This is a genomic window from Streptomyces sp. CG4 (genome assembly GCF_041080655.1).
GTDB lineage: Bacteria > Actinomycetota > Actinomycetes > Streptomycetales > Streptomycetaceae > Streptomyces.
Genome location: NZ_CP163525.1, coordinates 5,257,993 through 5,280,642, shown reverse-complemented (window position 1 = coordinate 5,280,642; position 22,650 = coordinate 5,257,993). Strand labels below are relative to the sequence as shown.

The window sequence follows — 22,650 nt, the reverse complement described above, 5'->3', positions numbered from 1 at the left end:
GGAAGGCCATTACCTCAAAGGTTCTGCTTCGCTGGGCCGACGAGTTGGCTGATGTCGTCGCGGGTCGCGCTCTCAATGGCGGGTGCATCACCGTATCGGGTTGTACGCCTCCGCTGCTGTCGGCTACTGATGTCGGGCGACAGGCGTTGGAACTGCGGCTTCGCACTTGAAGCCGTGGCCTGGCACACAGGCCGGACACTCGGCGCAGGCGCGCCAGAAACAGGCCGGCGAGCGCTGCTACTCTCCCCACCACCATCCTGCTCAGGCCGAAAACGGCCGCCCTCTGGCCGTTTCGCTGCGCGAGCGTCAAACTGCCCCCTATGGTCGGCGACATGACATGGTGGCAGGCTGCCGTCTGGGGCGTTGCAGGTGGGTTCGCACTCGACGCTGTTGCGATCTATCGCTCCGTCCGCACCCATCGCCGCTGGCCCTGGCAGGAGCGTAAGCCGGGCGACGGGGAGGCAGGCGCGGTCGCCTACACCATCGCCGGGGTCGCGGTATGGATGGTTGGTGGGGGGCTGGCTTCTGCTGCAGATCTGACAGGTCAAATATCGGGCCCGATTGGCGCCCTGACCATCGGCGCGGCGGCTCCGTACATAATTGAGAGAATCGCTCGCACGGTCCCTCTGCAACTCCCAGAATCCAATCTCACGCCACCTGAAACATCGACGATGCAGGGAGCGTCAAACCTGGATCCGGAGGCCTAGGTATGCGCGCTGATTCACTGATCGGCCAGATAATTGCCGTAATGTCACGACGCACTCCTGCCCTGCAATCTCCATCAGTTGTTTCGAGAAAAGCTACTCCCGATCGCATTCTGAGCCTTAGAGTCACACGAGTTGCCGGAGGCGACGACCCCGAAACGAACGACGTCGAGAGCCTGGACGGCAAAATTACGAATTACTCCTCGGGAGGTGATAAACGAGGCGAGGAGCCACCCTACGTGTGGGGCCGTACAGCCGACGGAAAAACTCGCCTGATTGACGCGGTACTTACAGTTCGAGTTGTGAAACGAGCAAGCCCGTCAGTTAGTCTCACTGCACCTGACCGCGCATTGGTCTTCGCAACACCTGGAGGTGTGTACGACACGTATATGCCATCGTATCGCCCTTCGCGTAGTGAAGTAGCATCGAGGCGGTACACCACAATGTACGAGGTGGATGTCAGCACGAATCTCATAACCGAGAGCATCACTTTGCCTAGTGCGGATGATGCCTTCCAGTTCGATGGGGACGTAAGTATCCTCTGGCAGGTCGCCGATCCGGCACGGTACGTGGCCAGCGGGGTCCGTGACGTGCCACAACACCTGATGGCAGAGATCCAGAGGATCGCTCGTCGAGTCACACGGCGAATTAATATCGAAAATAGCGCTGAAGCGGAAAGTGCGTTGCAAGAAGCAGCGGATTCCAAGTCGCTCGGTTCATCAATCGGCCTGCGCGTATCCTGGAGCATCAATGTATCCCAGGAAGAACGCAGCAAGCGGCTGACCCACTTGGTCAACGAGGGAATCTCGCGATTTGAACTTGAGTTGCTCGTGGAGCATCAACGTGCTGAGACTCGCCGTATCGGTGCTCAAAAAGCCGCCTTCTATCAATGGCATTTTGAGACTGGCGGGGTGACTTCGTGGGCGCATCACCTTGCGCTGCATCCTGAGGACTCGCGACTCGCCGTTGAGTCTATGCGAGTCGACCAACTAGAAACAATTGGAAGGAGATGGCGGCAAATCAATGAAATCATGCAGGCGTCAGGAGAGTCGGACAAAAACGCACGAGAACTCGCTCTGCAGGTGATCCAGGAAGTGCTTAAGGAACGACTTGGTCAGCGGTCCACTAAACGCTAATCAAAGGCGTTGAGCCCCAATACCTTGCCCTAGTCGCGTGTCTGTCGCGACTTCCAACACGAGTCGGCTGGTGAATCCGTGCAAGGCCAGGCGCCCGTACGCTCGGGTCGCTTCAGCGGGTACGTCCTGCTGGATTATGAAGCCCTGAGCCGGATGCCTTCAGCAGTTATGGGCCGAGGGGTTCTTACCACCTCAACCCACCACCGTCCCCAGCTCCCATCCCGTACGCCGTCGACCCACCGCGCGAGATGGATGTGATCCGAGCAGTGCGCAAGGTGACCGGGCTGAGCTTGTGGCACAGCCGGGTCCTGGCGCGCCAAGCGCCCGTCACCCTCCTTGAGGGTCTGTCTGCGTACAGGGCCCAGTCCGCTGTCGCTGTGCTCCAGAGCGCCGGCGCCAGAGCGGAGTGGAGACAGGAGCCGGAGCCCGGAGAGCGCGCGGCCCCATCGCCCTGACGGCCCAGAGACGGCCCAGAGGCAGCGAAAGGCCCCCTACCAGCGGAGAAACCGCAGGTAGGGGGCTTGTTCGCGGGCGTTTACTTCTTCTTGCCCTGGTTCTTGACCGCCTCGATGGCCGCCGCGGCCGCCTCGGGGTCGAGGTACGTGCCGCCGGGGGTGACCGGCTTGAAGTTCTCGTCGAGTTCGTAGTACAGCGGGATGCCGGTCGGGATGTTCAGGCCCGCGATGTCGGCGTCGGAGATGCCGTCCAGGTGCTTGACCAGGGCGCGTAGCGAGTTGCCGTGGGCCGCGACCAGTACGGTGTGGCCGTCGAGAAGGTCGGGGACGATGCCGTCGTACCAGTAGGGGAGCATCCGGACGACGACGTCCTTCAGGCACTCCGTGTCCGGGCGCAGCTCCGGCGGGATGGAGGCGTAGCGGGGGTCGTTCGCCTGGGAGAACTCGGAGTCGTCCGCGAGCGGGGGCGGCGGGGTGTCGTAGGAGCGGCGCCAGAGCATGAACTGCTCCTCGCCGAACTCGGCCAGCGTGGCCGCCTTGTCCTTGCCCTGGAGGGCGCCGTAGTGGCGCTCGTTCAGGCGCCAGCTGCGGTGGACCGGGATCCAGTGGCGGTCCGCGGCCTCCAGGGCCAGCTGGGCCGTGCGGATCGCGCGCTTCTGGAGGGACGTGTGGACCACGTCGGGGAGGAGATCGGCGTCCTTCAGGAGCTCGCCACCGCGGACTGCCTCCTTCTCGCCCTTCTCGTTGAGGTTGACGTCCACCCAGCCGGTGAACAGGTTCTTCGCGTTCCACTCGCTCTCGCCGTGGCGGAGGAGGATCAGCTTGTACGGTGCGTCGGCCATGGGAAAGAGCGTAATCCAAGCGTTCCCGGCCCTGCTCGGACGGCCGATGGGTGGACCGTTGACGGCATCTGTTAATTGAGTGGCCACTGACAACCCCCCGCTGTAATGTGTGATCACCGCTTGCGTCACTTACAGGGCCCTGTCGGAGCGTCCTGTGATCCATGGGGGGTCCTTTTTCATGTCCGCCGCTCGTCTTCGACGTGCCGCCCGGGAGAGCGTCTCCGGGCTACCCCGCGAGTTCTGGTGGCTGTGGACCAGCACCCTCGTCAACCGGCTCGGCGCCTTCGTGGCCACGTTCATGGCCCTCTACCTCACCCTCGACCGCGGCTACTCCGCCTCGTACGCCGGTCTCGTCGCCTCGCTGCACGGACTGGGCGGTGTCGTCTCCTCGCTGGGCGGCGGGGTGATGGCCGACCGGCTCGGGCGGCGGCCCACCCTGCTCATCGCCCAGACGAGCACGGCCGCCTCGGTCGCGCTGCTCGGTTTCATGAGCGACCCGGCCGCCATCGCCGGCGTCGCCTTCCTCGTCGGCATGGCCTCCAACGCGTCCCGGCCGGCCGTGCAGGCGATGATGGCCGACATCGTGCGGCCCGAGGACCGGGTGCGGGCGTTCTCCCTGAACTACTGGGCCATCAACCTCGGGTTCGCCGTCTCCTCCATGGCCGCCGGGTTCATCGCCGAGTTCAGCTATCTCGCCGGGTTCCTGATCGAGGCCGGGATGACCCTGGCCTGCGCGCTCGTCGTCTTCCTGAAGGTGCCCGAGTCCCGGCCCGCGGCGCACGTGAAGGAGAAGGACAGCGCCGTCAGCCTCGGGACCGTGCTGCGGGACGGGCGGTACATGGCCGTCGTCGGGCTGTCCTTCCTGGTGGCACTGGTGTTCCAGCAGGGGTCCGTGGGGCTGCCGGTGGCCATGGGGCGGGCCGGGTTCTCGCCCGCGGACTACGGGCTCGCCATCGCCGTCAACGGCATCCTGATCGTCGCCCTGCAGATCCCGGTGACCCGCTTCATCGAGCACCGCGACCCGCGCACCCTGCTGGTCGCCTCCTCGCTGCTCGCCGGCTACGGCTTCGGGCTCACCGCCTTCGCCGGGTCGGTCGGCGTCTTCATGGTCACCGTGTGCGTCTGGACGCTCGCCGAGATCGTCAACGCACCGACCCAGACCGGACTCGTCGTACGGCTCTCCCCGGTGCACGGGCGCGGGCGCTACCAGGGCGTCTACACGCTGTCCTGGTCCGTCGCCGCGCTGGTCGCCCCGCTGATGTCCGGCGCCGTGATCGACCATCTGGGCGCGTCGTGGCTGTGGGGGATGTGCGCCGCGGTGGGGACGGTCGCGGGACTGGGGTACGGGGTGCTCATGCGGGGGCTGCCGAAGGAGACTCCTATGGCGCCCGCTCCGCCGGCCATGGACGCCGAGCCCGAGGTCCGTACGGCCTGAGGGGCTCACCTGCGGAACATTGCCCGCCCCGCACCGTGAGCAGCATGGTGCGGGGCGGGCAATGAAGGCACGGCCAAGCGGTCACTTGGCGTCGGATCGGTCGAAAATGGACCCGGTCTTGCCGAATCCGGAGGCATCCGGGCCGAGATCGGTCTTGCCGTGCGAGCCCTTCCCGAAATCGCCTCCGCTGTTTCCCATGAGGCCGCCATGGTTGTTGCCCATGACCCCGCTGCCCTGGCTGTTGCCGACGGGGCTCCCCATGTCGTCGTTGTCGTCGGCGAGGGCCTGGGCCGCACCCCCGAGCAGAACGGTCCCGGCGAGAGCGATGCCGGCCACCACGGTACGTGCACGCATAAGCGTCTCCTTCGGTCGGTGTGTGCTTGCGCCAGAGGTATGCCGCCGGCCCGCACGCGAGAAGCGGTGCCGTGCACACAAGCACCCGAATAGGGGCCCACTTGGCGCCACCCGCGTGGGCACCCTCGCCGAAAGAGGTGTATAGGGGGCACGACCGAGCCCCCTGACCGGAGTCTCCTCCGGCAGGGGGCTGGGTGCGGTGACCGAAACGATCAGAGGGAGGCGTTCACGCCGACCTGGTGGGTCTGGCCGAGGGCGCCCAGCGCCTCGCCCGTGACGGAGCCCGTGACGGCGCTGAGCTGGGACAGGGCGCCGGTGCTGCTGAGGGTCGTGTTGTCGAGGGTGAGGCTGAGCTCGGGCATCAGGCCGCCGGCGACGGTGTCGAGTTCGGCGTCGGAGATCTCGACGGTCTGGAGCTGGTGAGCGGAGTTCATGGGGAAACTGCCCTTCGCGTGATGGTCCACAAGGGGAAGCGGCACCGCCGGGGGACAGACGGTGGGCCGCGGCCGCAGGCGTGCGCCGTCCTGGTTCAGGACAGGTGGCGCGATCCCGGCGGTGCGAGCGATCAAACCACGGAGTGCGCCGGGCAGCCACCCAACCGCAGCCCGGCCCGGGTCAGTTGCCCCGCCGCGTGCCCCATCCGTGCGGGCGCGGTCACGCTTCCGGGGCGGTTTCTCCACATGCGGCGCCCCACAGGCGGGTCACAGCTCTTGCCACCGCCGCAGCGGTTCGGACAACTCGGCACCAACGGCACCGGACCGTTCCGTGGTTGCGTACGCACTGTGCAGATTCCGTTGTGGCCCTCGGTCAGGGCAGATACGACCGGGTGTTGCTGGCCCACAGGGCGCCGCCCTTGCCCGGGCCGCCGGAGGCCGCGTAGACGACGAAGTTGCCGTCGCTCTGCTCCGTGGCGTACGCGCCGGAGTGGCCGGAGGTGTGGGTGGACCACAGGGCGCTGCCGCTGCTCGGGTAGACCACCAGGTTGCCGTCGCCCTGCATGTACGCGTAGGCGCCGGAGTGGCCGTAGGTGCCGGTGGACCAGAGCGCCTTGCCGTCGCGCTTGCGGTACAGCACGACGTTGCCGTCCGGCTGCACCACCAGTCGGGTGTACTTGGCCTGGGCCCACCAGCCGCCGTAGAGCTTCTGTCCCGAACCGATCGTCGCCGACCGCATGTAGGTGCCGTCCGACCACAGGGCGCTGCCGGTGCTGGAGTACACCACCAGGTTGCCGTCGTCCTGCACCAGGAAGTACGCCCCGCTGTGGCCGGAGGTGTGGCTGGACCACAGGGCGGTGCCGGTGCTGGAGTAGACCACCAGGTTGCCGTCGCTCTGCATGTACGCGTACGCGCCGGAGTGGCCCGAGGTGCCGGTGGACCAGATCGCCGGACCGCTGCCGCTCGTTCCGTTCGTCTTCAGGTACGCGACCAGGTTGCCGTCGCTGCCCATGGACAGGGTGATGTTCGCGCTGCTCAGCCGCTGGCCGGAGGTCAGCTTCCGGCCGGGCTGGAGGGAGTTGACGGTGTTCGCACCGCCAGTGAAGGCGGCGGTGCCGTTGGGCGTGCCGAGGCCGGTCGGGCCGTCGTAGCCGGTGCCGGCGGTGCAGAGGTAACTCGGGGAGCAGGTGCCGTCGGCGCCGGTGGTGACGTCGTTCAGGGCCGACGTGTGGCCGTAGGGGTACGAGGACGGGTAGCTGTTCGCGGTCGGGGTGCCGGCGAGGGCGTAGGTGGCCGCGATGATGGGCGAGGAGGCGCTGGTGCCGCCGTAGACGTTCCAGCCGGAGGCCCCGGTGGTGTCGTAGACCGCGACGCCGGTGGCCGGGTCGGCGACCGCCGAGACGTCCGCGACCGTGCGGCGGGTGCAGCCGGTGTCCGGCTGCCAGGTGGGCTTGGCCTCGTCGGCGGAGCAGCCGGATCCGGTGCCGTCGGTGCTGCCGGTGGACCACACCGACTCGCTCCAGCCGCGGGAGTTGCTCGCGTGGCTGAGCGAAGTGCCGCCGACCGCGGTGACGTAGGGGGAGGAGGCCGGGTACTGGGCGCCGTAGCCGCTGTCTCCCGCGCTGACGGTGATGGCGACGCCGGGGTGGTTGAAGTACTGGACGTCGGCGGTGGTCTCGGACGGGTCCTCGGAGCCGCCGAAGGAGTTGGAGACGTACTTGGCGCCGAGGGCGACGGCCTCGTTCTCGGCCGTGCCGATGTCGGTCATGCTCGTGGAGGAGGCCTCGACGAGCGTGATGTGGCACTGCGGGCAGACCGCGCTGACCATGTCGAGGTCGAGGGAGATCTCACCGGCCCAGCCCGAGTCGGCGCTCGGGTAGGTGGTGCCGCCGGTCTGGTTGACCTTGTGGAAGCAGCCGTTGGCGGTGGTGCAGGCGGGAAGGCCGTACTGGGACCGGTAGGCGGCGAGGTCGGACTCGGCCGTGGGGTCGTCCATGGCGTCGACGATCGCCACGGTCCGGCCCGAACCGGCCGTCGCGGACGGCAGGTTGTAGGCGCTCTGCAGGTCCGCGGGACCGTAGCCGGACGGAGTGGTGTGGGGGCCGACGGTCAGGTGCTGGACGACGTCGGTGCGGGCCTCCGCCAGACACGCCACATGGCCGGGTGTGGTGGCGTGCGCGCACAGGTGTCTGGCGTGGGCCGCCGAAGCTGCCGACGATCCGGCCGCGAACGCGGTCGTCGTGAGTCCCACGCCGGATATCAGTGCCGCGGCGGACAGCAGTGCGGCTGCGGACACCGCCCGGTGTCTCGGCCCGCTGTCCGGCTCGGAGGTGGAACGTTCGGTCCTTGAGCGCAAGGATCCGCCCTTCTGTGTGTGACGACGGAGACGACTGGCCTGCCCATGAGAGTCATGTGGCAGGGGTCGGCGGATGCGCCATGAAGTGGGGGACGCGCTCGGACCGCTCAGGATGTTCCGGCTCTTTCATGAGCCGTTCATGAGCTGCCTGCTTGTTTCATGCGCCGCGGGCTGAACGCTAGCCACACGGTCGGCCGGGCACAACGAGAAGCGGGTAAACCCTTGATCATGGAAAAGGCCCCAGCCCGCACCCGCGGCCGTGCCCTCGCCCTCGCCCTCACCCGCGAGTGACCGGCGTCACATTCGCCCCACGTCACATCCTCCCGGCCCGTTTCGTCAGAGGGGTGTAGTCAGCAGCGACCGGACATCACACAGGAGCACGCCATGGACGCCCGTCTGAACCTCTTCGCCAACCCTGTCACCAGCAAGTTCTTCAGGTACATCAACTCGGCGGGGAAGGTGGTCTCGGACTCCGCCCTGCCGGCCGCGACGCAGGAACTGGTGAAGATCCGGGCCAGCCAGATCAACGGGTGCGGGTTCTGCACCGACATGCACACCAAGGACGCCACCGCCGCCGGGGAGACCGCGCAGCGGCTGCACATGATCGCGGCCTGGCGGGAGGCCAAGGTGTTCACGGACGCCGAGCGCGCCGCGCTGGAGCTGACGGAGCAGGGCACCCGCATCGCCGACGCGGCGGGCGGTGTCCCGGACGAGGTCTGGGCGAACGCCGCCAAGCACTACGACGAGGACCAGCTCGCCGCGCTCGTCGCGCTGATCGCCCTGATCAACGCGTACAACCGCGTCAATGTCGTCGTCCAGCAGCCCGCCGGCGACTACCAGCCGGGCATGTTCGACTGACCCGGACCGGGGGCCTCACGGATGCATCCGGGCGCCCTTGAGGACCTTGTCCACCCCGCCCCGCGGGCCGTACACCGCCAGCCCCACCAGGTCCAGCTCGGCGGTCGGTACGGCCCGCACGGCCGCGCGGTTGTCGCGGTCGTTGCCCGTCGTGAACAGGTCCGAGGTGAAGACGGCGCGGGGCAGGGCGCGGCTCAGTGCCCTGCCGTGGGCCGCCTTCAGGGTCTCCTTGGAGCCCTCGAAGACCAGCACCGGCTGGCGGAACATGGGGAGGTAGCCGACGCCGTCCGCGTCCTCGTACGGCTCGCCGATCACCTCCGGGACCTGGCTGCCGAGGCCGCTGACCAGGAACGCGGTGACATTCAGGCGCTGCCAGGGCTCCAGGTCCGCGCGCAGCAGTACGGCGATCTTCGTGTCGAAGCGGACGGGCTCGGTGGGGATCGGTTCGGTGTTCATGCAGCGAGACTGCCGGGCGGACCGGCGGCCGGTCTTGTACGTTCTTTGCGTGGCCGCCGACCAGCAGGAAGTCTCCGCCTGGCGCCCGCGCATCCCGGGTGTCGTGGAGGTCTTCCACGCCCACTTCACCGAGTACGCCTACCCGATGCACGTCCACGACGCCTGGACGCTGCTCATCGTGGACGACGGGGCCGTACGGTACGACCTCGATCGGCATGAGCACAGCACCCCGCTGGACACCGTCTCACTGCTGCCGCCGCACGTACCGCACAACGGCTCGCCCGCCACTCCGGACGGCTTCCGCAAGCGCGTCGTCTACCTCGACGGCAGCCGGCTGGGCGAGGACCTGATCGGCGCCGCCGTCGACACCCCCGATCTGCGCGATCCGCTGCTGCGGCAGCGCGTCGGGCGGCTGCACTCCGCCCTCGCCCGGCCCGGTGACGAACTGGAGGCGGAGAGCCGGCTGACCCTCGTCGGGGAGCGGCTGCGGGACCATCTGCGGCGGCGCACGAACGTACCGCCGCACCGCCCGGACCCGGTGCTCGGCCGGCGGCTGCGGGAACTGCTCGACGCCCGGGTCGTCGACGGTGTCTCGCTGGCGGAGGCGGCGCGGCTGCTGCACGCCCATCCCGCCCATCTGGTACGGGCGTTCAGCGGCGCGTACGGCATCGCCCCGCACCAGTACCTGATGTCGCGGCGGGTCGGGCGGGCCCGGCGGCTGCTGCTGGACGGCCTGGCACCGGGCGAGGTGGCCTCGGCCACCGGGTTCTACGACCAGGCCCATCTCACCCGGCACTTCAGGAAGTTGGTCGGGGTGACACCGGGGCGCTATCGCGGCGGCTCGCGCACGGCTCCCGCACCCGGAAAACGGCGGTGAGTCAGTCGGCGGGGCGCTCGATCAGATGCCGGAACGCGTCCAGGTTGCGTGTGGACTCGCCGCGGGACACCCGCCAGGCGTACTCCTTGCGGATCGAGGAGGCGAAGCCCATCTCCAGCAGGGTGTTGAAGGCTCCGTCGGCCGCCTCCAGGACCTGGCCGAGGAGGCGGTCGATCTCGTCCGGGGTGACGGAGGCGAGCGGCAGACGGGCGGTGACGTAGATGTCGCCCAAGCGGTCGACGGCGTAACTCACGCCGTACAGCTTGAGGTTGCGCTCCAGGAGCCAGCGGTGGACGCCCGCCTCGTTCTCGTCGGGGTGCCGGACGACGAAGGCGTTGAGCGAGAGGGAGTGGCGGCCGACGAGGAAGGAGACCGTCGTGGAGAGCTTGCGCGTACCGGGGAGCTTGACCACGTAGTTTCCGGGCTCGGGGCTCTCCCACTCCACTTCGGCGTCCTTCAGGACCCCCTCGATGACCTGCGCCGCCTTCTCGACATCACCCATGATGGGAGCGTACGCGACGGCGGTGCGACTGGGTCGCGGCCGTGTAGACGTCGGCGGTCGAGGCGGCCGCCCGGTCCCAGCCGAAGGACCGCGCGTGCCGGGCGGCGGCCCGGCCCATGGTCGCGGCGAGGGCCGGCTCGTCGGCGAAACGGCCCAGCACGCGCGCGTAGTCGGCGGGATTGTGGCCGGGGACCAGGAACCCGGTCTCGCCGTCGCGCACGGCCACCGGAAGGCCGCCCACGGACGCCGCCAGCACCGGCGTGCCGGCCGCCTGCGCCTCTATGGCGACCAGCCCGAAGGACTCGCTGTACGACGGCATGACCAGCACGGACGCGGCCCGGAACCAGTCCGCGAGCTGCTCCTGGCCGACCGGCGGACGGAACCGTACGACGTCCGCGACGCCGAGCCGGGCGGCGAGCTTCTGCAGCCCCTCCGGCTTGGCGAGCCCGCTGCCGCTCGGGCCGCCGACGACCGGGACGTGGATGCGGGAGCGGAGCTCGGGGCGCTCGTCCAGCAGCACGGCCACCGCGCGCAGCAGGATGTCCGGGGCCTTCAGGGGCTGGATACGGCCCGCGAACAGCGGGATCAGGGCGTCCGGCGGCAGCCCCAGGCGGGCGCGGGCCGCCGCGCGGCCGTCGTCCGGGCGGAAGCGGTCGAGGTTCACGCCCGGGTGGACGACGGCGACCTTCGCGGGGTCGGCGGCGTAGTGCCGTACCAGCTCGTCGGCCTCCTCCGCCGTGTTGGCGATGAGCCGGTCGGCGGCGGCGACGATCTGGGTCTCGCCGATGACCCGGGCGGCGGGCTCGGGCGTGTCGCCGTCGGCCAGGTTGGCGTTCTTGACCTTGGCCATGGTGTGCATGGCGTGCACCAGGGGCACGCCCCAGCGCTGGGCGGCGAGCCAGCCGACGTGGCCGGAGAGCCAGTAGTGGGAGTGGACGAGGTCGTAGTAGCCGGGGCGGTGACCGGCCCAGGCCTGCATCACGCCGTGCGTGAAGGCGCACAGCTGGGCCGGGAGCTCCTCCTTGGCGAGGCCCTCGTAGGGGCCGGCGTCGACGTGCCGGACGAGGACGCCGGGGGCCAGTTCCACCGCGGGGGGCAGACCGCCCGACGTGGCCCGGGTGAAGATCTCGACGTCGATGCCCAGGGCGGCGAGCCGCTGGGCCAGCTCCACGATGTAGACGTTCATGCCGCCGGCGTCGCCGGTGCCGGGCTGGTGGAGCGGAGAGGTGTGCACGGAGAGCATCGCGACCCGGCGGGGCCGGCGGTGGAGCCTGAGGAGTGACGCGGCCGACGGGGAGCGTCGCCCGAGCCTGCTGACGTACTGGCTCACGTGGCGGTCCTCCTTGCTGCGGGCATGCCGAACGGAGGATCGACCTCGCCCTCCAAGGTGGGCAACAGCGAGCGGGGCCGCACCATTTCCCGATCAAGCCGCTTTACCCAATCATTACCTTGCGTGAGGCTCCGCCTCTACGGCGCTTACCCTCGTACCGTGAAATCCAGCGCAGCGACACTCCCCCACTCTCGGCTTCGCTCGAGCGGAGGGACCCCCATCGTGGGAACGGTGACGCGCGGGACGACCAACCCCAACCGGCTGCGCCGCATGGACCGCTGGATCGCCGCCGCGCACGGCGCCGAACTGCGGCGCGCCGAGGACCCCCTGGCGATCGATCTCGGCTACGGCGCCGCCCCCTGGACCGCCGTCGAGCTGCTCGGCCGGCTGCGGACCGCCGCGCCACGCGCGCGTGTGGTCGGCGTGGAGATCGAACCGGAGCGGGTCGCGGCCGCGCGGCCGTACGAGCGGGAGGGGCTGGCCTTCCGGCACGGCGGCTTCGAGGTCCCGGTGCCCGGACGGCCCCTGCTCATCCGGGCCGCCAATGTGCTGCGCCAGTACGACGAAGCCGAGGTCGCCGCCGTCTGGGCGCGGCTGTGCGCGCGGCTCGCCCCGGCCGGCGCCGGCTCGCGCGGCGGACTGCTGGTCGAGGGGACGTGCGACGAGATCGGGCGGCGGCACGTATGGGTGGCGCTCGGCCCGGAGGGGCCACGGACCGTGACCTTCGCCACCCGGCTGGGCTCGCTGGAGCAGCCGTCCGACCTCGCCGAGCGGCTGCCGAAGGCGCTGATCCACCGGAACGTCCCCGGCGAGCCGGTGCACGCCTTTCTGCGCGACTTCGACCGCGCCTGGGCCGCCGCCGCGCCCTACGCCTCCTACGGCGCCCGGCAGCGCTGGCTGCGCGCGGTACGGGACCTGACGGCCGACTGGCCGGTGACGGACTCCCCGGCCCGCTGGCGGCAGGGCGAAGTGACGGTGGCCTGGGCGGCGTTGGCGCCGAAGGCCTGACATCACCCGTTCGGGGGCCGTGGGGTGGAACGAATCCCGCGCGTCGTTCGTCACACCGGCGGGGAGATCGTCACGTGGGGCGATTGAGGGGGGAACACCTGCCTCTGTCGCTTTGTGCCGCGACGTGACACCATCCCCGAGGCACCGTAAGTTACTGACGGTAAATCAGCTTTGGGGGGATCCGTGATGGGCTGGGGCAAGCGCAGTGTCCTCTCGGCCGCCGTGACCGTGGTCTGCGCGGTGACCGTGCTGGGTGTGCCCGGCACGGCCTTCGCCGCCCCGCAACCGACTCCGAGTCCGAGCACTTCCCCGACTCCCCCGCCGAGCAAGGACCTTGAGAAGGTCCGCGAGAAGCTCGACAAGCTCTACCACGACGCGGCCGTCGCCACCGACGCCTACAACGCGGCCGAGGAGAAGGCGAAGCAGCAGTCCGCCGAGATCGTCGAGCTGGCGAAGAAGATCGACCAGGGGCAGCAGCGGCTCGCGCGGCTCAAGGACCAGGCGGGCGCGACCGCCCGCGCCCAGTACCGCACCGGCGGTATCCCGCCCACCGCCCAGTTCCTGCTGAGCAACGACCCCGGACAGGTCCTGGACGGGGCCGGACTGGCCCTCCAGGGCCAGCGGGCCGCGAGGTCGCTGATCAGCGAACTGACCAGCACCCAGACGCAGTTGCAGGGGTACGCCGACGACGCCGCGGCACAGTGGAAGAAACTGGACGCCGACCGCACGGCCAAGGCCGCCGCCCAGAAGAAGGTCCAGCAGCAGATCGACGCCGCGAAGAAGCTCGAGTCCCAGCTGGAGAAGAAGGAGCAGCAGGAACTCGACCAGCTGGAGCAGCAGGCCGCCCTGAAGGCGCAGACGGACTGGCTGGACACCGGCATCCTCCAGCGGATCCACGGCAAGGCCTCCGCGCAGGGCGAGAAGGCCGTCGCGTTCGCCACCGCCCAGCTCGGCAAGCCGTACGTGTGGGGCGCCGAGGGCCCGCAGTCGTACGACTGCTCCGGCCTGACCTCCCAGGCCTGGGCCGCGGCCGGCCACCCCATCCCGCGCACCTCGCAGGAACAGTGGCAGCAGCTCAAGCACATCGACGTCCAGGACATGCGCCCCGGCGACCTCATCATCTACTTCGACGACGCCAGCCATGTCGCCCTCTACATCGGCGACGGCGCGATCATCCAGGCCCCGCGCCCGGGGCGTACGGTGACGATCGCGGGCGCCGGTTCGATGCCGATCCTGGGGGTCGTCCGCCCGGACGCGTAGGCCTGCGGCCACGGCGCGGGGCGGTACAGCACCGTTGAGGTACGGCCGTCTTCCGAGCGCGGCTTTCACCGTGGCTGGTCGCTCCCCTGGGCAATCCCCGTGACCCACGCCATGTGACCCACTCCACCGACCCGCCGCCCATATCCGGGCCGGACGTGAGCTTCGTCATCCCCCGCGCCGGGGCGGCCTGTCCAACTGTCGTACGGAACGCGGCATATGACAGCGGCCTGCGCGCGAGCGACGCGGCTCACACCATTCCATCGGGGCGGTCAATGCCGCTATGGTCCCCGTCGGTGGCTTCGAGACCCTCGGCGCCGCCGTGCCCTCGGGGGGAGGGAAGGAACCCAAGACGATGCCCGTACCCGTACCGCGGCAGAGAGCGATCCCGGCCGTGGAGTGTGGTCAGGCGCAGGCCGCCTCCGCAGGCGGCGGCCCCCTCAAGGAAGAGGCCCACCGCGACGCCACGCCCACCAGCACCACCGGCACCACGCTCACCCTGCTGCTGATCGAGGACGATCCGGCCGGTTCGCCGATCGTTCCCGATCTGCTGGACTCCGCCGGCAAGCCGATCCGGGTGCGCACCGCCCGCAACCTCACCGAGGCCGAGCGGCTGCTCACCGACGATGTGCACTGCATCCTGCTGGACCTCGCGCTGCCCGCCCCCGGCGGCAGCGACGCGGACGACGAGCTGGCCGTGCTCCGGCATGTGCTGCGGCTCGCGCCCCGGCATGCCGTGCTCGCGCTGACCGGCTCCGGCGACGCCGAGCGCGGCACCGAGGCCGTGCGCGTGGGCGCCCAGGACTACCTCTTCCGGGAAGAGCTGGACGGCCGGCTGCTCAGCCGCGCCATCCGGTACGCGGTGGAGCGGAAACGTTCCGACACGGCCGAGCGGCGGCTGGCCGAGGGCCGGCTGCGCGCGCAGGAGAACCGCCGCCTGGAGCGCGGGCTGCTGCCCACGCCCCTGCTGGACGGCTCCTCGCTGCGCTTCGCCGCCCGCTACCGCCCCGGCCGCTCCCGGGCACTGCTCGGCGGCGACTTCTACGACGCCGTCCGCACGCCCGACGGCACCGTGCACGCCATGATCGGCGACGTCTGCGGCCATGGCCCGGACGAGGCCGCGCTCGGCGTGGAGCTGCGTATCGCCTGGCGCGCGCTGACGCTGGCCGGGCTGTGCGGGGACGAGCTGCTGGGCACGCTGCAGCAGGTGCTGGAGCATGAGCGGTCCGACGAGGAGATCTTCGCGACGCTGTGCACCGTCGACATCGCGCCGGACGGCCGGAGCGCGGGCCTGTGCCTGGCCGGGCACCCGGCACCGCTGCTGGCCCGTCCCGGGCGGTCGGCCGGGCTGCTCCCCTACGACAACAACGGACCCGCGCTCGGCCTGCTGCCCGGCGCCCGCTGGCCGCGGATGCAGGTGCAGCTGGGTGCCGAGTGGAGCCTCATGCTCTACACCGACGGGCTGATCGAGGGCCGGGTCGGTGACAGTGGAGAGCGGCTGGGGCAGGACGGCATGGTGTCGATGATCCGCCGACAGCTGACCGAGGGGCTGCGGGGGGAGCATCTGCTGCGGGCCGCGGTGAGCGAGGTGCGCGATCTCAACGGGGGCGAACTGACCGACGACGTCGCCGTCGTGTTGCTGGACCGGACACCGTGACGCGGGTCTCGCCGTAGGGGGTTGTTCACGTCGCCCGGTGCGGGGGGCGTCTCACCCGGCGCGAGGTGCCGGGGTGCGAGGGGGTGCGTCGTGGCCGTTCGGCCGAGTAGCCAGGTCAGTCAGCGGCCGCCGTTGTACGGGCCGTAGGGACCGTCGCTGCTGCTGCCACGCCCCCGGCGGCGGAAGCGCTTGCCGCCCGAGACCTGCTGGAGGGCGGGGCGTACGTCCACGAAGAAGACGATCGTCGCGACCAGGCCCGCGAGCTGCAGGAACAGCCACGGCACGAACAGGTTCACCGCGACCGCGACGCCCAGGATGATCAGCCAGAACCCCTTGTTCTGCTTGTCCGCGGCGCGGTACGCGTCCTCGCGGAAGATCGCGGCCATCACGAACGCCACGATGGCAAACGCCAGCATGGCGGTGAAGATCAGCCACATCACGCCGCCGATTGCCGTCGTCAACACAATGTCCACCACCCGAATCGAGTCGTCCGTACAGCCACCGTACCCGTACAACGGGCCGGGCACCCCCAAGGTGCCCGGCCCTTTGTCACGCCGTTGTCAGCTCGCCGACGCGGGTCACTTCGCCGGCGGGGTCGTCTTCTTCGCGGGGGTGGCCTTGCGGGCGGCCGGGGCCTTCTTCGCCACCGGCTTCTTCTCCGCGGCGGGCTCGGCCTGGGCCTGGGCCGGCTTCGGCTCGGCCTGGGCCTCGACCGGCTCGGGCTTGCCCTCGACGACGACCGCGAAGTCCTCGATCTCCTCGGCGGCCTCGCCGCGCCACGTCTTCACGGCCTGCTCGCCGTGCTCGGCGACCTTCTCGTAGGTCTCGCGGGCCTTGACCGCGTACTCGGCGGCGACGCCGACGCCGCGCAGGGCGAGGTCCTGGGCCTGCTCGCCGAGCTTGCGCAGGTCGACGTCGATGGTGCCGAGGAACTCGTTGACCTTGGTCTGGAGCGTCTCCTGCGCCTCCTTGGCGCGGGCGGCGGCCTTCTCCTGCACGGCCTTCGGGTCGGTGTGGCGCACGGCATCGATGCGGGCCGGGGCCTCGGCACGCAGCTGCTCGACCAGGGCGGGCACCTTCTTGGCCTGCTGCAGGGCGAGGTCGGCGGTGCCGGCGGCGAAGTACAGCGGAGTCGGGTCGCTGAGGGTCTTGCGCAGGTCGTCGGTAATGGCCATCGTGATCAGGTCCTCCCGGATTCGCGTTCGGCTGAGGTTGGTGTGGTCCGCGGTGGGGCGGCCGGCGCCCTGGTCCGGTTATCCGGCCGTCCGCCGCGGACCGGCATCGGTGTCGCTCACGTCGGCCGTATCGGCCGTATCGGTGCCGTCGGTGTGCACACCCGCGTCCTGTGCCGGTTCCCCGGCCGCGTCGGGCTCTCCGCCCCCGAATCCGTTCTCCTTGCGGAAGGACTCGTAGATCTGGAGCAGCACCTGCTTCTGCCGCTCGTTGAGCGAGGGGTCGGCGAGGATGACCGCGCGCGTTTCCACCTCGTCGCGATCCCGCTCGGCGTCGAGGATGCCGGCGCGGACGTACAGCGTCTCGGCGGAGATGCGCAGGGCCTTGGCGACCTGCTGGAGCACCTCCGCGCTGGGCTTGCGCAGCCCGCGCTCGATCTGGCTCAGGTACGGATTGGACACCCCGGCGGCGTCGGCGAGCTGCCGCAGCGAGAGCTGGGCGTTCCGCCGCTGCTCGCGCAGGTAGTCACCGAGATTGCCGACGTTCAGCGATGCCATGCCTCCACTGTGCCCCACCCCCGCTAACAATTGCAAGCATCCCGCTTGCAAAAGTGCGCCGCGGGGTGAGACAGACGGGACCCGTGAAGCCGTGGCGAGCCGTTGATGCTGGTGCTCCCGCGCTCGGCGGTCAGGATGGCTGGACTTGGTCGAAGAGGGCGAGGGCTTCGGCGGGGTCCGGGCTCACGAGGCGTTCCAGACCGGCCGTCGTGATCTTCGCCCACTTGCCGGCCCGTGCCCACATCTGTTCCTCGAAGGCACGGACGGCCTCGTCCAGATCTCCAGGGCCGGTGGCGATGGACTCGGCGAGTTCGGCGCCCTCCAGCATCGCGAGGTTCGCGCCTGCCCCCAGTGGGGGCATCAGGTGGGCGGCGTCGCCCAGCAGCGTCACCCCGGGGACGTGGGTCCAGGTGTGGGACACGGGCAGGACGTAGAGGGGGCGGTGGACGAAAGCGGTGCCGTGGCGGAGGAGGTCGAGGACGGGAGCGGCCCAGCCGTCGAACAGAGCCAGCAGGCTCGATCTGACGGCCTCGGCGTCGGCCAGGTCCAGGTTCGTGTGCCAGTCCAGCGGCGCGCGGAACTGGGCGTACACCCTGACGTGGCCGCCGCTGTTGCGCTGGGCGACGAGGCTTCGGTTCACGCCGTACACAGCCAGGGAACCTTCGCCGACCAGCCGGGCGAGGTCGGGGTGGCGGGTGTCGACGTCGTCCAGGGAGGTCTCGACCGTGGTGACGCCGGTGTAGTGCGGCGTCACCGGCGAGACTGCCGGGCGGGTCCGGGACCAGGCGCCGTCCGCGCCGACCACGAGGTCGAACGTCTCCTGTCGCCCGTCCGCGAATTGGACCAGTACGCCATCCCGGGTCCCCGGCACCACCTGTGTCACGCCCCGCCCCCACTGGACGTCGAGAGGGCCGAGCAGCAGGTCACGGAGTTGCCCGCGGTCGATCTCGGGATTGGCCCGGTCGTCCGGGCGGGGTTGCCAGTCGCGCAGGACGGTCCCGTCCGTGTCCAGGATGCGCATGGCCTGCCCCTCGGGACGGGACAGCGCCTGGAACTCCGCCAGCAGCCCCGCCTTGTCCAGCGCGAGCTGGCCCAGCCCTTTGTGCAGGTCCAGCGTGCCGCCCGGGGGGCGGGCGTCGGGGGCGGGATCGCGTTCGAGGACGGTGACGGGGTGGTCATGGCGGTGCAGGACGCGGGCGAAGGCAAGGCCGCCGGGACCGCTCCCGACCACTGCGATGCGATGTCTCATGCCGATACACTGTATTCGTTCGTTACGATGCATCGCAACGGTACGATGTCACCATGACTGTGTGGGACCGGCCGGAGCCGCCGACTCAACCCGTGCCGCTCGACCGGGAGCGGATCGTCGCCACCGCCATCGCGCTGGCCGACGAAGGCGGGCTGGAGGCGGTGTCCTTGCGCAAGGTCGCGGCCCGCCTGGACGCCGGTCCGATGCGGCTGTACAGATACATCGCCACCAAGGAGGAGCTGTTCGACCTCATGGTGGACGAGGTCCAGGCCGAGATTCTCCCCGAGGAGCAGCCCGGTGACTGGCGGGAGGCGCTGCGTATCCTCGCCCACCGCACCAGACAGGCCGCTCTCCGCCACGCATGGCTGGCCGACCTGCTCGGCGGCCGCCCGGCCCTGGGCCCGAACGGCCTCGCCGTGACCGAGGCCAAGCTGGCCGCCCTCGACGGCCTCGCCGATGTCGACACCGTCATGCGCGCCGTGGAGACTGTCAGCGCCTACTTCATTGGCGCGATCAGGCGCGAGATCGCGAACCTGCGGGCCGAGCGCGCCACGGGCCTGTCCAAGCGCGACTGGCAGCGCGCCTCCGGCCCGCACGTGACGAAAATGTTGGCCACGGGCCGCTTCCCGGCGCTGGCCAAGGCCGTGTACGACGGCACGGACGTGGATGCCGAGACATCCTTCGCGACCGGCCTGGACTGGGTCCTCGACGCCGTGGCCGCCAAACTCGACTGCCCGCGGGCGTGACGCTCGGCTCCTGCCGCATGTGAACGAGGGACACCGGCATCCACGGCACGGGGCCGATGGCGGGCTCGCGGCCCGGTCGCCTCGAACCGAGGCGGCTGCCGACGGGCCAGTCGGTGTCAGTGCTCGCCCCTACGCTCGTCGAGTCGCTGACGATCAAGGGGGAGGCTCGCGTGATCACCGAGGACATGACGATGAAGCGTATTGAGGAAGCCATCGGGCTGCAGCACGCGGGGGACGGCGATGGCGCTCGGCACCGGTTCGCCGAGATCTGGGAAGGGATCACGCCGGATGGTGATCCTTTCCACCGCTGCGTTCTCGCTCACTCCATGGCCGATCTCCAGAAGGACCCGCGGGACGAACTCACCTGGGACTTGCGGGCATGGGAAGCGGCCGGTGCGGTGACCGACGACCGGGCCGAACAGCACGACGCGTCCTTGGCGATCCGGGGGTTCTACCCGTCGCTGCACCTCAACCTCGCCGCGGACCACCACAAGCTGGGGGACGATGATCGCGCCCGCGCCCACCTGGCCCAGGCACAGCAGTACGTCGATGCACTGGGCGACGACGGCTACGGGCAGGGCATCCGATCGGCACTGCAGCGGCTGGCCGCCGAACTCGGCATCGAACAGGGCCGCGCAGAAACCAGAAACCTCGGTTGACCTTCACCTTGGGGGAGCCCGCAGCATCGGTGGGGCCGGGCGACGGGCCCGGCATGAGGAGGGACGAGCATGGGGTTGCTGACCATCGGGGCGTTCGCGAAGGCGTCCCGGCTGTCGCCGAAGGCACTGCGTCTCTACGACGAGCTCGGCCTGCTGACCCCCGCCCGCGTCGACCCGGTGACCGGCTACCGCCTCTACGCACCGGAACAGCTGGACCAGGCCCGCCTGGTCGCCTGGCTCCGCCGCCTGGGGATGCCGCTGGCCCGCATCCAGCACGTCCGCACGCTGAACGCGGTGGCGGCGGCCCGGGAGGTCCGCGCGTTCTGGGCCCAGGTCGAGGCCGACACCATCGCACGGCGGGACCTCGCCACCTTCCTCGTCGACCACCTGTCACGGAAGGACCCCGCCATGTCCCCGACCGCCAAGCCCCTGGGCATCCGTTACGCCGCTCTGTCCGACACGGGCCTCGTCCGCGAGAGCAACCAGGACACCGCCTACGCCGGGCCCCGGCTGCTCGCCGTCGCCGACGGCTGCGGCAGCCAAGGAGCCCCGGCCAGCGCAGCCGCCGTCGACGCGCTCAAGCACCTCGAAACCGGCGGCGTCCCGGCCGGCCCTCTCCTCAACGTCCTCGAAGACGTCGTCGAACAGGCCAAGCAGGCCGTGCACGACATCGCCGGGGACGGCTCGTCGTCCGAGCACACCGGCACGACGCTCACCGCGATGCTCTGGACCGGATCCCAGCTGGCCCTCGTCCACATCGGTGACTCCCGCGTCTACCTCCTGCGTGAGGGAGAACTGTTCCAGATCACCCACGACCACACCATGGTCCAGTCGATGGTCGACGAAGGCCGCCTCAGCCTGGAAGAGGCCGCCTCGCACCCGCAGCGGTCGCTGCTGGTCCGGGCCCTGGGCCGAGGAGCCGACACCACACCCGACATGCGCCTCCACGACGCCCGGCGGGACGACCGGTATCTGCTCTGCTCCGACGGCCTGTCGACCGTCGTACCGACCCAGGACATCCACCGAGTGCTCTCCGGGACCGGCGAACCCGAGCAGGCCGTCCGTGAACTCGTCGCCCTCGCCAACGGCTCCGGCGGTCCCGACAACGTCAGCTGCGTGGTCGCCGACGTCCTGGAGCTCCGGCAGTAGGAGCGAGCGGCATGCGCCGGGCCGATTCTGCCGGCGTGGCTGTGACATCCGGCTCGCGTCAGTCGGTGACGTGGTCCTCCGGGGCGGTGCGGGCCAGTTCGGCGAGGGTGGTGAGGGCCTGGGCGAGGACGTCGGGCGGTGGTGTGGCGAGGCCCAGGCGGACGGCGTTCGGGGCGTGGTGGTCGCCGACGGTGAAGGCGGCCGCCGGGACCACCGCGATGCCGTGCCGCGCGGCGGCGGCCACGAAGGTGTCCGCGCGCCACGGACGCGGCAGGTCCCACCAGGCGTGGAAGGAGCGTTCGTCGCTCCGCACCGCGAACCCGGCCAGACACCGGGCCGCGATCCGCTGCCGTACCGCCGCCTCCCGCTGCTTGGCGGCCACCAGCTTCCGTACCGTGCCGCCGCGCTGCCAGCGGTGGGCGGCCTCCAGGGCGAAGCGCAGGGGAGCCCAGCCGCCCGCGCGCAGGGCGGTGGTGACCGCGGTCGTCAGGGCGGGCGGGGTGATCGCGAAGCCCAGGGACAGGCCGGGCGCGATGCGCTTGGAGAGGCTGTCGATCACGACGGTCCGCTCGGGGGCGTACGCGGCGAGCGGCGGGAGGTCGTCGCGCAGGAACGCCCAGATCGCGTCCTCCACGGCGGGCAGCCCGAGGCGCAGCAGCACCTCGGCGAGCCGCTCGACGCGCTGCTCGGGCATGGTGAGCGAGAGGGGGTTGTGCAGCCTCGGCTGGACGTAGACGGCGTGCAGCGGGGCGGCCGCGTGGGCCTGGGCCACCGCCTGCGGGACCAGGCCGTCCGCGTCCATCGCCAGGGGTACGAGGACGATGCCGAGCCTCGCCGCGACCGCCTTGACCAGCGGGTACGTCAGCTCCTCCACTCCGAGGCGGCCGCCCGGCGGCACCAGGGCGGCGACGGCGGCCGAGAGGGCCTGCCGGCCGTTGCCCGTGAACAGGATCCGCTCGGGGGCGGGAGCCCAGCCGCCGCGGGCGAGGATGCCGGCGGCCGACTCCTGCACGGCGGGCAGCCCGGCCGCGCCGACCGGCCGCAGCGCCTGCCCGAGGGCGTCGGGACGCAGCAGCCCGCCGAGCCCCTCGGCGAGCAGCGCGCTCTGCTCGGGTACGGACGGGTAGTTCAGCTCCAGGTCGATCCGGCCGGCCACCGGTTCCGTGAGTGCGGGGGCCGGGTCGGCGGGGGCCGCGCGGACGAAGGTGCCGCGGCCCACCTCCCCCACCGTCAGGCCGCGGCGGGCCAGTTCGCGGTACACGCGGGTGGCGGTGGAGTCGGCGATGCCGTGGCGCCGTGCGAACGCGCGCTGCGGGGGCAGGCGGTCGCCGGGGCGCAGGGCGCCGGACCTGATCTCGTCGGCCACCGCGTCGGCGACGCTCCGGTAGTCCTTCACGGCTCGCCATCCCACCACACCATTGCACCGAGCGCAATCTTTTGATTGCACCGAGTCATT

At 70.5% G+C, this 22,650-nt stretch carries 24 protein-coding genes; 12 read left to right on the top strand and 12 right to left on the bottom strand.

Going from position 1 to position 22,650, the window contains the following annotated elements; all coding sequences use genetic code 11:
- The first annotated feature begins 320 nt into the window (after nt 1-320).
- The 3 genes from AB5L52_RS24010 (at nt 321) to AB5L52_RS24000 (ending at nt 2,295) form a co-directional block, all read left to right on the top strand.
- Nucleotides 321-707, top strand: a complete 387-nt coding sequence (locus tag AB5L52_RS24010) for a hypothetical protein (RefSeq protein ID WP_351032605.1) — start codon at nt 321-323, stop codon at nt 705-707.
- A gap of 449 nt (nt 708-1,156) precedes the next feature.
- Nucleotides 1,157-1,840: a hypothetical protein gene (locus AB5L52_RS24005; protein WP_369366096.1), complete on the top strand. Its 684-nt coding sequence runs from the start codon at nt 1,157-1,159 to the stop codon at nt 1,838-1,840.
- A gap of 248 nt (nt 1,841-2,088) precedes the next feature.
- Nucleotides 2,089-2,295, top strand: coding sequence for a ribosomal protein L7/L12 (locus tag AB5L52_RS24000; protein ID WP_369366094.1), 207 nt, complete (start codon nt 2,089-2,091; stop codon nt 2,293-2,295).
- An 80-nt stretch (nt 2,296-2,375) separates the two neighbouring features.
- On the opposite strand, the gene AB5L52_RS23995 is transcribed toward AB5L52_RS24000, so the two are convergent.
- The gene (locus tag AB5L52_RS23995) at nt 2,376-3,137 is read right to left on the bottom strand and encodes a phosphoglyceromutase (RefSeq protein WP_351032611.1); all 762 of its coding nucleotides are present in this window, start codon (nt 3,135-3,137) and stop codon (nt 2,376-2,378) included.
- Between the two features lie 178 nt (nt 3,138-3,315).
- Here AB5L52_RS23995 and AB5L52_RS23990 point away from each other — a divergent pair, with 178 nt between their 5' ends.
- The gene (locus AB5L52_RS23990; protein ID WP_369366092.1) at nt 3,316-4,572 is read left to right on the top strand and encodes an MDR family MFS transporter; all 1,257 of its coding nucleotides are present in this window, start codon (nt 3,316-3,318) and stop codon (nt 4,570-4,572) included.
- 81 nt (nt 4,573-4,653) lie between these two features.
- On the opposite strand, the gene AB5L52_RS23985 is transcribed toward AB5L52_RS23990, so the two are convergent.
- The 3 genes from AB5L52_RS23985 to AB5L52_RS23975 form a co-directional block, all read right to left on the bottom strand.
- Nucleotides 4,654-4,926, bottom strand: coding sequence for a hypothetical protein (locus tag AB5L52_RS23985; protein WP_351032616.1), 273 nt, complete (start codon nt 4,924-4,926; stop codon nt 4,654-4,656).
- 212 nt (nt 4,927-5,138) lie between these two features.
- On the bottom strand, nt 5,139-5,360 hold the full coding sequence (locus tag AB5L52_RS23980; RefSeq protein ID WP_351032617.1) for a hypothetical protein: 222 nt from the start codon (nt 5,358-5,360) through the stop codon (nt 5,139-5,141).
- A 373-nt stretch (nt 5,361-5,733) separates the two neighbouring features.
- A complete protein-coding gene (locus AB5L52_RS23975) occupies nt 5,734-7,656 on the bottom strand; it encodes a hypothetical protein (protein WP_369366089.1) in 1,923 nt (640 codons plus the stop codon).
- Between the two features lie 444 nt (nt 7,657-8,100).
- On the opposite strand from AB5L52_RS23975, the gene AB5L52_RS23970 reads away from it, so the two are divergent.
- Nucleotides 8,101-8,574, top strand: coding sequence for a carboxymuconolactone decarboxylase family protein (locus AB5L52_RS23970; RefSeq protein WP_351032620.1), 474 nt, complete (start codon nt 8,101-8,103; stop codon nt 8,572-8,574).
- A 15-nt stretch (nt 8,575-8,589) separates the two neighbouring features.
- On the opposite strand, the gene AB5L52_RS23965 is transcribed toward AB5L52_RS23970, so the two are convergent.
- The gene (locus AB5L52_RS23965; RefSeq protein WP_351032621.1) at nt 8,590-9,030 is read right to left on the bottom strand and encodes a DUF2000 domain-containing protein; all 441 of its coding nucleotides are present in this window, start codon (nt 9,028-9,030) and stop codon (nt 8,590-8,592) included.
- Here AB5L52_RS23965 and AB5L52_RS23960 point away from each other — a divergent pair.
- A complete protein-coding gene (locus tag AB5L52_RS23960; RefSeq protein WP_351032646.1) occupies nt 9,029-9,907 on the top strand; it encodes an AraC family transcriptional regulator in 879 nt (292 codons plus the stop codon). The genes AB5L52_RS23965 and AB5L52_RS23960 overlap by 2 nt on opposite strands.
- 1 nt (nt 9,908) lies before the next feature.
- Here the strand turns inward: AB5L52_RS23960 and AB5L52_RS23955 are convergent, their stop codons facing one another.
- Both AB5L52_RS23955 and mshA read right to left on the bottom strand, forming a co-directional pair.
- Nucleotides 9,909-10,409 (bottom strand): YbjN domain-containing protein, encoded by a 501-nt coding sequence (locus tag AB5L52_RS23955; protein ID WP_351032624.1) that lies wholly within the window; start codon nt 10,407-10,409, stop codon nt 9,909-9,911.
- Nucleotides 10,402-11,739, bottom strand: coding sequence for a D-inositol-3-phosphate glycosyltransferase (mshA, locus tag AB5L52_RS23950; protein WP_351032626.1), 1,338 nt, complete (start codon nt 11,737-11,739; stop codon nt 10,402-10,404). Before mshA ends, AB5L52_RS23955 begins: the two co-directional genes overlap by 8 nt.
- A gap of 222 nt (nt 11,740-11,961) precedes the next feature.
- Between mshA and AB5L52_RS23945 the strand changes: the two genes are divergently transcribed.
- The 3 genes from AB5L52_RS23945 to AB5L52_RS23935 all read left to right on the top strand — a co-directional run bounded on the left by AB5L52_RS23945 (nt 11,962) and on the right by AB5L52_RS23935 (nt 15,661).
- Nucleotides 11,962-12,747, top strand: a complete 786-nt coding sequence (locus AB5L52_RS23945; RefSeq protein ID WP_369366086.1) for a class I SAM-dependent methyltransferase — start codon at nt 11,962-11,964, stop codon at nt 12,745-12,747.
- Nucleotides 12,748-12,933: 186 nt separating this feature from the next.
- Complete coding sequence (locus AB5L52_RS23940) at nt 12,934-14,007, top strand: NlpC/P60 family protein (RefSeq protein ID WP_369366084.1); 1,074 nt, start codon at nt 12,934-12,936, stop codon at nt 14,005-14,007.
- 352 nt (nt 14,008-14,359) lie between these two features.
- On the top strand, nt 14,360-15,661 hold the full coding sequence (locus AB5L52_RS23935; protein ID WP_351032632.1) for a fused response regulator/phosphatase: 1,302 nt from the start codon (nt 14,360-14,362) through the stop codon (nt 15,659-15,661).
- A 119-nt stretch (nt 15,662-15,780) separates the two neighbouring features.
- Here the strand turns inward: AB5L52_RS23935 and AB5L52_RS23930 are convergent, their stop codons facing one another.
- From AB5L52_RS23930 to AB5L52_RS23915, 4 genes are all read right to left on the bottom strand, one after another.
- Nucleotides 15,781-16,125 carry a DUF2516 family protein gene (locus tag AB5L52_RS23930; protein WP_351032634.1) on the bottom strand — a complete coding sequence of 115 codons (345 nt, stop codon included), beginning with the start codon at nt 16,123-16,125 and terminating at the stop codon, nt 15,781-15,783.
- 114 nt (nt 16,126-16,239) lie between these two features.
- Complete coding sequence (locus tag AB5L52_RS23925) at nt 16,240-16,836, bottom strand: hypothetical protein (protein WP_351568848.1); 597 nt, start codon at nt 16,834-16,836, stop codon at nt 16,240-16,242.
- 78 nt (nt 16,837-16,914) lie between these two features.
- Nucleotides 16,915-17,391, bottom strand: coding sequence for a helix-turn-helix domain-containing protein (locus tag AB5L52_RS23920; protein WP_369366081.1), 477 nt, complete (start codon nt 17,389-17,391; stop codon nt 16,915-16,917).
- Between the two features lie 130 nt (nt 17,392-17,521).
- Nucleotides 17,522-18,640 (bottom strand): FAD-dependent oxidoreductase, encoded by a 1,119-nt coding sequence (locus AB5L52_RS23915; RefSeq protein WP_369366079.1) that lies wholly within the window; start codon nt 18,638-18,640, stop codon nt 17,522-17,524.
- 53 nt (nt 18,641-18,693) lie between these two features.
- Between AB5L52_RS23915 and AB5L52_RS23910 the strand changes: the two genes are divergently transcribed.
- From AB5L52_RS23910 to AB5L52_RS23900, 3 genes are all read left to right on the top strand, one after another.
- Nucleotides 18,694-19,386, top strand: a complete 693-nt coding sequence (locus tag AB5L52_RS23910) for a TetR/AcrR family transcriptional regulator (RefSeq protein ID WP_369366077.1) — start codon at nt 18,694-18,696, stop codon at nt 19,384-19,386.
- 170 nt (nt 19,387-19,556) lie between these two features.
- Entirely contained in the window at nt 19,557-20,045 is a 489-nt protein-coding gene (locus AB5L52_RS23905) for a hypothetical protein (protein WP_369366075.1), read from the top strand.
- 69 nt (nt 20,046-20,114) lie between these two features.
- A complete protein-coding gene (locus AB5L52_RS23900) occupies nt 20,115-21,194 on the top strand; it encodes a MerR family transcriptional regulator (RefSeq protein WP_369366073.1) in 1,080 nt (359 codons plus the stop codon).
- Between the two features lie 58 nt (nt 21,195-21,252).
- On the opposite strand, the gene AB5L52_RS23895 is transcribed toward AB5L52_RS23900, so the two are convergent.
- On the bottom strand, nt 21,253-22,590 hold the full coding sequence (locus tag AB5L52_RS23895; protein WP_369368958.1) for a PLP-dependent aminotransferase family protein: 1,338 nt from the start codon (nt 22,588-22,590) through the stop codon (nt 21,253-21,255).
- Nucleotides 22,591-22,650: the final 60 nt, after the last annotated feature.

What these genes read in the sequence shown, in the direction of transcription:
- AB5L52_RS24010 (WP_351032605.1), top strand. Translation starts at nt 321, where the DNA reads ATGGTCGGCGACATGACATGGTGGCAGGCTGCCGTCTGGGGCGTTGCA.
- AB5L52_RS24000 (WP_369366094.1), top strand. Translation starts at nt 2,089, where the DNA reads ATGGATGTGATCCGAGCAGTGCGCAAGGTGACCGGGCTGAGCTTGTGG.
- AB5L52_RS23995 (WP_351032611.1), bottom strand. Translation starts at nt 3,137, where the DNA reads ATGGCCGACGCACCGTACAAGCTGATCCTCCTCCGCCACGGCGAGAGC.
- AB5L52_RS23990 (WP_369366092.1), top strand. Translation starts at nt 3,316, where the DNA reads ATGTCCGCCGCTCGTCTTCGACGTGCCGCCCGGGAGAGCGTCTCCGGG.
- AB5L52_RS23985 (WP_351032616.1), bottom strand. Translation starts at nt 4,926, where the DNA reads ATGCGTGCACGTACCGTGGTGGCCGGCATCGCTCTCGCCGGGACCGTT.
- AB5L52_RS23980 (WP_351032617.1), bottom strand. Translation starts at nt 5,360, where the DNA reads ATGAACTCCGCTCACCAGCTCCAGACCGTCGAGATCTCCGACGCCGAA.
- AB5L52_RS23970 (WP_351032620.1), top strand. Translation starts at nt 8,101, where the DNA reads ATGGACGCCCGTCTGAACCTCTTCGCCAACCCTGTCACCAGCAAGTTC.
- AB5L52_RS23960 (WP_351032646.1), top strand. Translation starts at nt 9,029, where the DNA reads ATGCAGCGAGACTGCCGGGCGGACCGGCGGCCGGTCTTGTACGTTCTT.
- AB5L52_RS23965 (WP_351032621.1), bottom strand. Translation starts at nt 9,030, where the DNA reads ATGAACACCGAACCGATCCCCACCGAGCCCGTCCGCTTCGACACGAAG.
- AB5L52_RS23955 (WP_351032624.1), bottom strand. Translation starts at nt 10,409, where the DNA reads ATGGGTGATGTCGAGAAGGCGGCGCAGGTCATCGAGGGGGTCCTGAAG.
- AB5L52_RS23940 (WP_369366084.1), top strand. Translation starts at nt 12,934, where the DNA reads ATGGGCTGGGGCAAGCGCAGTGTCCTCTCGGCCGCCGTGACCGTGGTC.
- AB5L52_RS23935 (WP_351032632.1), top strand. Translation starts at nt 14,360, where the DNA reads ATGCCCGTACCCGTACCGCGGCAGAGAGCGATCCCGGCCGTGGAGTGT.
- AB5L52_RS23925 (WP_351568848.1), bottom strand. Translation starts at nt 16,836, where the DNA reads ATGGCCATTACCGACGACCTGCGCAAGACCCTCAGCGACCCGACTCCG.
- AB5L52_RS23920 (WP_369366081.1), bottom strand. Translation starts at nt 17,391, where the DNA reads ATGGCATCGCTGAACGTCGGCAATCTCGGTGACTACCTGCGCGAGCAG.
- AB5L52_RS23915 (WP_369366079.1), bottom strand. Translation starts at nt 18,640, where the DNA reads ATGAGACATCGCATCGCAGTGGTCGGGAGCGGTCCCGGCGGCCTTGCC.
- AB5L52_RS23910 (WP_369366077.1), top strand. Translation starts at nt 18,694, where the DNA reads ATGACTGTGTGGGACCGGCCGGAGCCGCCGACTCAACCCGTGCCGCTC.
- AB5L52_RS23900 (WP_369366073.1), top strand. Translation starts at nt 20,115, where the DNA reads ATGGGGTTGCTGACCATCGGGGCGTTCGCGAAGGCGTCCCGGCTGTCG.